Genomic DNA, 9,697 nt, shown 5'->3' with positions numbered 1-9,697 from the left:
CCCGGTCCTGCCCCTGGTGGGGACTGATCCGGCAAGCTATGAAGCCCTTTATTTGGCCTTGGAGGAAGGCGTCGCTAGGCCCCGTTACCTGTCAGACGAGGCCCTGGTGGATTGCTTTCAGACAGGTAGTCAGCAGGCAGCCTATGCCCAGGCCTTAGCCCTGGTGCCGGCAGAGGGCTTGGACCTTTATTCGCCGACCTGGCTGGCGGCCAAGCTCCTGGAGGGGGACCGGCCCATCGCTGAGGCCTTGGCCCAGGCCGGTAGCCAGGGTATCCAGGCCTTTCTGACGGCCAACCCGGATGGCAGCCTCTACACTGGCGACTGCAAGTTTGCCTGGATTGAGGCCCTTTTGGCCGACTGTGTGGACCGGTCCCAGAGCCGGCGGCGGGTCTTGGGCCGGTTTGACCGCTGGGCCATTTCTAAAAAATGGGGCAAGGCTATTGCTATAGGGATTGTCCTCCTGGGGGTCATGGCCTCTATGCTGGTGGCGGCGCCGATTATGGTCCTGGGCGGCAGCCTTCCCCTGCTCTTAAAGCCCCTGGTTATCCAGACGGGCCTACCTCCGGTCCTGACCTCCTTTATTAACGGGACCCTGATGACGACGCTTGGCTGGGTGGCTTCCATGGCAGGCTTTGTCTTTGGCATTAACCTGGTCTTTGGCCTTATTGAAGAGGTGGGCTATATGGCCCGGGTCTCCTATGTCTTTGACCACACCATGAACCGGCTGGGTCTCCAGGGCAAGTCCATCATGCCTATGCTGGTTAGCTTTGGCTGCACCATTGGCGGGGCAGCCGGGACCCGGGTCATTGATTCCTACAGCCAGCGGATTTTAACGATTGCCCTGGCCTGGGCTGTTCCCTGCGGGGCGACTTTCGCGGTGGTGCCGACCCTGGCGACGGCGTTTTTTGGTGGGGTGGGCGGCTTTCTCGTGATAGTGCTGATCTTTATCATTATGTTTATTCATATCAAGGTGACGGCTATGATTTTTGGCCGGACCCTGAGCCCGGTGGCAGAGCGGACAGGGCTCATTATGGAGCTGCCGCCTTATCACAAGCCCCGTTGGAAGGGCCTACTGAAGACCACCCTGGTCCGGTCCTTCGATGTCTTTAAAAAAGCCTTTGTGGTTGTCTTTTTTGTTTCGGCCCTCTTCTGGGCCCTGACTTACTCGGCTGACGGAGATATGACAGGGACGGTCCTGTACCGGTTTGGCCAGTCCATTGAGCCGGTAACCCGCTTTTTCGGTATGGGCTGGCAAACTTTCCTGGCCTTCCTGGCCTCGATGATTTCGAAAGAGGCAGTCCTGGGCGTGACGGGCGTTCTCTTTTCCCATACCGGGTCAATTTTTGAGGCCACCACCGGCGCCGGGGCAGATGCCCATATTGGGCATCTGCTGGCGGCTTCGATTTCCAAGGCCGAGGCCCTGGCCTTTATCATTGCTGTGACCTTTAATGTGCCCTGTCTGATGGCCTTGAATGCGACCTTGCACGAAACCCATTCGGCAAAGTGGACCCTGCGGATTGCCCTCTATTATGTGGCCACAGCCCTGGTCCTTTCGGCCTTGACCTACCATATTTCAAGCTTATTTTTCTAAAGGTGGGATTTTATGTCTATCTTGGATGTATTGGGCCAACCTGGCCTCTGCACCAGCCTGGAGGTGGCGGAGACCCTGGGCATGTCCCTGGAAAGGGTTGAGGCCCAGCTGGCCTATTATGAACGCCTGGGCTATATACAAAAAGTACCCCTGACGACTGGTTGCGGGAAGGCCTGCGGTCATTGTCGGGGCTGTGGCCTACAAAAGGCGGAAAAGCAGACCCCGGCCTATTGGGAGCGGGTTAAGTAAAGAGTGGACCTTTCGGTACGCCTGAACCGATATAGCTAAAATGATTTCCTAAGGAGCAACCCGACAAAAAAGTCTTCTGACTTGTTTTATCGGGTTGCCTTTTTGTTTTTCCGAGCAAGTAGGCAAATGGCAGGAAACCAGACATCCTGGAGATAGACCTTAATCACTTGAAATAGAATCTTGAAATTCAAGTAGTATTTATAGATGTATCAATCAGGAACATGGAAAGAAAAGCCTACCTTAAGAGGTATTTTTCTGCTTCCGTAAAAAGTAAAACAATGATATTGAAAAATGAGAGCGCTTTTACTTCAATGAATATTTTTGTAGTAAAATGCTTACCATATCTAATAGGAATGATTAGCAATATCTGTAACCTGCTTAGGTATGATTGCCTTGTTATATTGGATGATTTTAGGAGGAAAAAATGGCAGATAAGAAAGGAAATACGAAGGGGATAGTCCGGAAGACGGTGACCATTTCTTTAGCTGCAGCACTTATTTCAGGACCGATTTTTAGCGATGCAGCTGTATGGGCTAAGGATCCTGCTCCTGTAATTTTAAGTGCAGGGAATGGTGTGAATTCAGCGTCGACTAATACCAGTCTGGCTTACCCGGCTAATATAGTTAATGTTCTTAATTGGGATAAGGACGAAATGTCTGAAAACGACGTGAACTATTGGGGTATCAGCCAAGCCAATCCAAAGCAAAAACTCGTTAGAGTCACTACCTCGGACCCCATCGAAATTGTGGACTTTACCTATGAAGGAACTTTTGTAGACGAAGAAGGCAGAACCAATCTAAGACTGTCCTATATGGAAAAGTCTGCAGCGGTTTCTGCCGTTTGGAAACAAGCCCTCTTTAGGTTTGATGACGATTTATACAATGCCATCGACTGGGAAAAATCAGTGGGTGTGACAGAAAAAGGCGAGGAATATAAATTTACGACGGCACCTGGCAAGAATGAAAAATTGTTGTCTGTTGCACAAATGATTGCAACTAGAACGCAAAACAAGAATAATTTACCAATAAATCTTGTTTTAAAAGAAGGCGTCAATTTAAATACCCTTGGCAAAAAGAATTATTTAATTCAAATGCGCCTTGTTGACGCTAAGAATCAAAGAATTTATGCCTTTGCACCGGGGAAATCCTCTCTCGACTATTCAACCTATACGAGAACCACATCCGTATCTTTAGAAGATAAGATTGATACCTTATTCAAAAAAGGACCTATGCAAAAGAAGGGGGACTACCTTGCTGTACAACGGTCTTTCCTTTCTGAATTTATCGCAAACCCAGACGGTTATGCGGACTCTTCAAATCTTGGACTTGTTAGAACCCAGTACCAAGGAGAAAGAGGGTCAGCACCGGGAAATACTACAGATGACAAGCCGACTGGTTTTGCGCAAGTCTTTGATGCTAGATTTGTAGAGTATTTTAAAGAGGATCCTCAAGGTAATATCGCCTATACCAACTTACTCAAATCGGATAGAACAGAGTACGATAAAGAGGTTCGTGTGCCCATTAAGAAAGAGGACATTAATTATTCTCCAGATGGAAAACTTGCTTATATCGTAATCGGCGAATCCAACTTTACCAAAGATGGGGTAAAAGTTGTGTCCGTAGATAAGATGAATAAAAAAATCAGCTTAGATGGTTTTTATTTCACTGCTATCGACTATGTTGTAGATAAGGAAAAATTCCAAGAAACTTTCCAAACGACGGGAACAACAAAAGTAAACTTCTCAACGATGACTGGTTGGGTTGAAACAAATCCTAAAGGTTGGACGATATTCGAAAAAGACTACGACAGTGATTATGTCGTTCCAGCAGGGGAGTCTTATATCTTAGACACGGCACAAAAACCTGAAAGCGGACAAATTATGTTCCAAGTAGGCAATCCTGATGAAGCCCTTGTAAGAAGAATGCAAGGGTACTATGCAGGATATAAAGGTTCTGCTGATGGATTTGAAAGAGTGAAGGAAATTGCCGATGGAGTCTATGAATTTACCCTACGTGAAGGGGCAAAAATTTCAACTGGCGAAAAATTAAGAATCTATTTACCTGACACTGCAGAGCACACAGGACCCCTTAACTTCATGGAAATGAAAAACGGGTCTAAATTAAATGGGGGTGCTGCGACATTAAAACTCGAAAAAGATAGAAATATCAATATGCACCTTTATAAAGAGGGTAAAAAAGGTAGTTTCAAGCTTAAATATACGCTTGCTGATGGAACTGAATCAGAACTGGACTTCACACCAAAAACATTATGGAATTATAATGATAAAGATAAGGTGATGGCTGGTCTTCCTAACAAGGCTACGGTAAGTACTGGGGGTAATTTCTGGATTGATACGAAAAAATTAAAACCAGGAACAGATATTGTTGTCGAATCATATGATGAAAATGGTATTAAACAAGAAAATCTAACATCTTACTTTAGATATATCAATTTAAATAAGTCAGATGAAAAGTATACAAATCTTGCTTGGGTCGATCATACGGAAGATCTATCACAAATTGGTATTGAAAAATCAACCTATGTACCTTATCAAGACATTTATACGAACGACTATGCAGAGGGAACTGACGACTGGTATAAAGATCCGAGAGTTGAAACCGATTCAACGAAGTTTATGACCAAGACCACGAATATCCTTGGTTTTTCAAAATACGAAGGCGCAAAAGTTAGAATGCGCTATATCAATCCTGAAAATATCACTTATGTTGGCAAAGCAGATGCTGAAAGCAATGAGTACAATAAAGATGGTGAAATAGTTGGCAAAGATGTCACAAAGGTTGTAAATGTTAATGGAACAGATTACGATGCTTACCTATATGACATCAACTTAGCACAATTGAGCGAATTTAAAGATGGCAGCGGCATGACGGGTGGATTCGAGCTTAAAAAAGATATGAAGCTTATCTTTAATGATTCAAATGGTTCCGCCCTTCCCTCCGACTGGATTGAGTCTAGAGTAAAGACAAGAGTCTTATTTGACACCACAGACGGCGCATTTGCGGATAGCAAAAAGCAAGCTATTAAAGTGGTGCCAGATAATGAAAAATTCTTTGAAGAAGATGGCTATGCTGCCAACGGATTTGAAGGAGCAGGAGCAAATACTGCAACGGGAGATAAATTCCCAGAAGCACCAACCGCAGAGGGTAAAACATTCTTAGGATGGGCAACAGAAACTGGAAAGACTAAATTAGGAAAAACCATCGTTAAAGCAGCGGACTATGAAGCTTTAACAGATGCGGAAAAATTCACCTCAACGACAGCTGTACCAACGCACGCAGTCGTTTACGCGATTTGGTCGGAAGAAAAGCTCGTGACCTTTGATGCCAACGGCGGTGCTTTTGACGACGGCAACAAAACCAAAACCGACGATATTGCCGACGGTGTAACGCCACCGACAAACCCGACATTGGAAGGCAAAGAATTTAAAGGTTGGGCAAGCACACCAGGTGCGACCCAACCCGAAGACGGAATCCTCAACAATGTCACCGCAGCAAAAACCGTTTACGCCGTTTGGGGTGATCCTGTTGTTCAAAAGGATAACGAAAAGTACAAAGCCGAATACGCTACCACAGATCCGGTAAAAGTAGGGGAAGCGGCACAATCTAACTACCCGAATTTTAAAAAGGCCGAGGGCGGAGATGCTGTAAAACCGCAAGGAACGACCTTTAAGTTAGGAGAAGGTGCACCAACAGGTGCAACCATTGACGAAAAGACAGGAATCGTTACCTATACTCCCGTTGAAGCTGATGCAGGTAAGACGGTAGACATTCCCGTCGTCGTCGTATATCCCGATAAATCTGAACAAGCGGCTACAGCGAAGATTGCAGTAGAAAAAGATACCAAACTGGACGTCAAAGAACCGGCCAAGACTGAAGTCAAGGACCCGACCGCCTTAACGGAGGGCGAAAAACAAGCCGTTAAAGATGCCATTAAGGAAGCTAACAAAGACCTAGGCTTAAGCGACGATGACATCAACGTCAAAGCAGACGGTTCCGTTGTCGTCACCAAAGATGGAAAGACCGGCGAATTAAAACCGGACCAAACCGTTACCGAAAGCAAAAAGCTAGACGTAAAAGAACCGGCAAAGACCGAAGTCAAAGATCCTGCTGCCTTAAGCAAAGAAGAAAGAGACAAAGTGAAGGAAGCAGTGATTAAAGCCAATCCAGAGCTAAAGGATGAAGAAATCACAGTAAACGCCGATGGTTCAGTCGACGTAACCAAAGACGGTAAAACTGGAAGCTTAAGACCAGACCAAACCGTCACCGAAAGTAAAAAGCTAGACGTGAAAGAACCAGCCAAGACTGAAGTCAAAGATCCCGCTGCCCTAACAGACGATGAAAAACAAGCCGTTAAAGACGCCGTCAAAGAAGCCAACAAAGACCTGGGCTTAACCGATAACGACATCGACGTGAAAGCCGACGGCTCCGTTGTCGTAACCAAAGACGGCAAGACTGGCGAATTAAAACCAGAACAAACCATTACCGAAAGCAAAACACTTGACGTCAAAGAACCAGCGAAGACCGAAGTCAAGAACCCGAAGGCCTTAACGGAAGAAGAAAAACAAGCCGTTAAAGACGCCATCAAAGACGCGAACAAAGACCTAGGCTTAACCGATGACGACATCGACGTCAAAGCAGACGGCTCCGTTGTTGTAACCAAAGACGGTAAGACTGGTGAATTAAAACCGGCACAAACCGTTACAGCAGATACGACAGCACCAGCTAAACCTACAGTTGTTGCAAACGACAACGGTTCTGTCACGGTGACACCGCCTGCTGATAAAGATACCGATGTTGTGATGATCACCTATACTGATGAAGCGACAGGGGCAGAAGGTACTGTTGCCGCAACAAAAGATGATCAAGGCAATTGGACTTTACCGAAAGATTCCGATTTAACGATTGATGCCAAAACTGGTGTAGTAACCATTCCTGCCAATAAGGCGAAAGATAATACAGAGGTCAAGGCAGTTGCTCAAGATGCGGCCGGCAATACTTCTGAAGAAGCAAAGGCAACAGTAGCAAAAGCTGATGAACCTGTAGTAGAAAAAACACAAAAACCAATGGTAGACACTGTAAATGCTGGCGATAAAGAAATCACAGGAAGAACAGAACCAAATGCAGATGTAGAAATAACTCTACCAGATGGAACAAAAGCAACAGGAAAAGCTGATGATACCGGAAAATTCACTGTAACATTACCAGAAGGTAAAGAGCCAAAAGAAAATGATGAAATAAAGGTAGTTGCTACAAAGGAAGGGAAAAACCCATCAGACCAAGAAGTTAAAAAAGTTGAAGCAGCTGACAGAGTTTACAAAACAAAGTGGGTTCAAGAAACTAAAAAAGGAGTCATCACATTAAAAGAAGAAGATGGCAATCATCCAGACGATGACGGTGTATCCGATATTGAAGGCTATGAATTTGTCCGTACAGATACTAAAGAAGAGGGCAATATTGTAACAATTACTAATGTCTACAGATTACAATTGGCGTCAAAATTCTTAGGTCTTGACGGGAAAAATATCAAAGAAGCTGAATTAGGGTATGATAAAGAGAACCCAAATAAAGCGGAGGGCTATACTTTCTTGTTTGATGAAGGAACAAGCACACAAGAAGTTGTCCAAGGTAAAAAAGCGTATATCATTAATCGAATTTATGCTAAAAATCCGGAAGTGGTAGAAGTCGCAAATCCTGACAATTTAACTGGACTTGAACAAGAAGCAGTTAAAGCAAAAGTAAAAGCGGCAAACAAAGATCTTAAAGATGATCAAATTGCAGTAGACAATAAAGGGAATGTGACAATTACAAGAGGTGCTAATACAGGACAATTAAGTGCAGACGTAACTGTAAAAAAAGATACTACCGCACCAGCTGTGCCTACGGTCGTGGCAAATGAAGATGGTTCTGTCACGGTAACACCGCCTGCTGATAAAGATACCGATGTTGTGATGATCACCTATACGGATGAAGTGACAGGGGTAGAAGGTACTGTTGCCGCAAGAAAAGACGATCAAGGCAATTGGACTTTACCGAAAGATTCCGATTTAACGATTGATCCGAAAACTGGTGTCGTTACCATTCCTGCCAATAAGGCGAAAGACAATACAGAGGTCAAGGCAGTGGTTCAAGATGCGGCTGGCAATACTTCTGAAGAAGCAAAAGCAACAGTAGCAACAGTTGATACAAAAGTTAAAGCACCAGTAATTAAAGATGTTTATACTGATTCAATAGATGTTGAAGGTAGGGGCGAAACAGGGTCGTCAATAATAGTTACATTCCCAAGTGGAAGACAAGCAAGAACTGGCGTAGACCAAAATGGTAAGTGGAGAGCTAGTTTACCAGATGGTGAAGTATTAGAAGAAGGTGCTGTAATAACAGCTGTAGCTGAAAAGGCTGGAAAAGAAAAATCTGAAGAAGCTAGTACAACTGTTAAGCAATTAGTGTCCACAATCGACGTAAAAGAACCAGTGAAGACCAAAGTCAAGAACCCGTCTGCCTTAACAGATGAGGAAAAACAAGCGGTTAAAGACGCCATCAAAGAAGCTAACAAAGACCTAGGCTTAACCGATGACGACATCGACGTGAAAGACGATGGCTCTGTTGTCGTGACCAAAGATGGTAAGACTGGTGAATTAAAACCAGAACAAACGGTTGAAAAGAAAGAAACAATTGCGGATAGAATTAAGCTCGTATTACCAGAAAAAACGGCAGTTGATGATGTAAGTAATTTGACGGCAAGTGAAAAAATAGAAGTTGAACGCAAATTAGTTGAAAAGAACCTGCATCAAGTGAAGGAATTTGGTAATTTTAGAACAGCAGCAGGTGCTGATGGAACGACAACCGTAACGTTTGCTGATGGAAGTTCTTTAGAAGTTCCTGGCACAGCGTTAGTAATAGCTAAAGATGCATTAGATGTAAAAGAACCGGCGAAGACCGAAGTCAAGAACCCGTCCGCCTTAACAGACGAGGAAAAACAAGCGGTCAAAGATGCCATCAAAGAAGCCAACAAAGACCTAGGCTTAACCGATAACGACATCGACGTCAAAGACGATGGTTCCGTCGTTATCAGCAAAGACGGCAAGACCGGTAACCTAACCCCCGCCCAAACCATCCGTGAAAAAGCCACACCACCAGGCACCTCCGGTGGTGGTTCCAGCTTTATCATCCCCAAAGATGACAAAGGCACAGTAGAAGAGCTGAAAGACCACAAGGCCTACATCTTTGGCTACGAAGATGGGACCGTCCGGCCCGATGGGAATATTAAGCGGGCTGAGGCGGCTGCGATGGTTGCCCGCCTAATGGGTTATGACCTATCTGATACCAGTAAGCCAAAATTTGCCGATACCAACGGCTGGTACAATAATGCCATCAACGCCGTTGTCAAAGCGGGCCTCATGGGTGGGTATGAAGACGGGTCCTTCCGGCCGGATGCCCCCATAACCAGAGCAGAGTTTGCCAAAGTCATCCAAAAGATTGACAAGCAAAACACCACAGATAACCTTCCCTTTGCCGATGTCAGAGGCCACTGGGCTTATCAAGCCATCTCCCAGGCCTACGCTAATGGCCGGATTAGCGGCTATCCAGACGGCAGCTTCAAAGCTGAACGAAAGATTACCAGAGCAGAAGCAGCCAGCATATTGAACGCCGTATTCAACCGAAAGGTCGATAAAGAAGGTTTGGCAAAAATAGCTGCACAGACCAAACACTTCCCTGACTTGCATGAAGGTCAATGGTACTACTATGAAATGGTAGAAGCCATCAACAGTCATACCTACCACAGGGCTGATCAAGCAAAAAGTGAATCCTGGAAGAAATTAAAATAATCAAGTGTAAGAAG

General features: G+C 45.1%; 3 protein-coding genes. All 3 read left to right on the top strand.

Going from position 1 to position 9,697, the window contains the following annotated elements; translation table 11 throughout:
- On the top strand, nucleotides 1-1,591 hold a 1,591-nt coding region (locus tag ACKQTC_RS05645; protein WP_408977455.1), incomplete at its 5' end, for a nucleoside recognition domain-containing protein.
- Between the two features lie 12 nt (nucleotides 1,592-1,603).
- Nucleotides 1,604-1,840 carry a FeoC-like transcriptional regulator gene (locus ACKQTC_RS05640; RefSeq protein ID WP_408977454.1) on the top strand — a complete coding sequence of 79 codons (237 nt, stop codon included), beginning with the start codon at nucleotides 1,604-1,606 and terminating at the stop codon, nucleotides 1,838-1,840.
- Nucleotides 1,841-2,264: 424 nt separating this feature from the next.
- The gene (locus ACKQTC_RS05635) at nucleotides 2,265-9,683 is read left to right on the top strand and encodes an S-layer homology domain-containing protein (RefSeq protein WP_408977453.1); all 7,419 of its coding nucleotides are present in this window, start codon (nucleotides 2,265-2,267) and stop codon (nucleotides 9,681-9,683) included.
- Nucleotides 9,684-9,697 lie beyond the last annotated feature (14 nt).

This window comes from Peptococcus simiae (assembly GCF_046097595.1).
Lineage (GTDB): Bacteria > Bacillota > Peptococcia > Peptococcales > Peptococcaceae > Peptococcus > Peptococcus simiae.
Note: the sequence above shows the minus strand (reverse complement) of the source record. Positions and strands in the feature narration are given on the sequence as shown.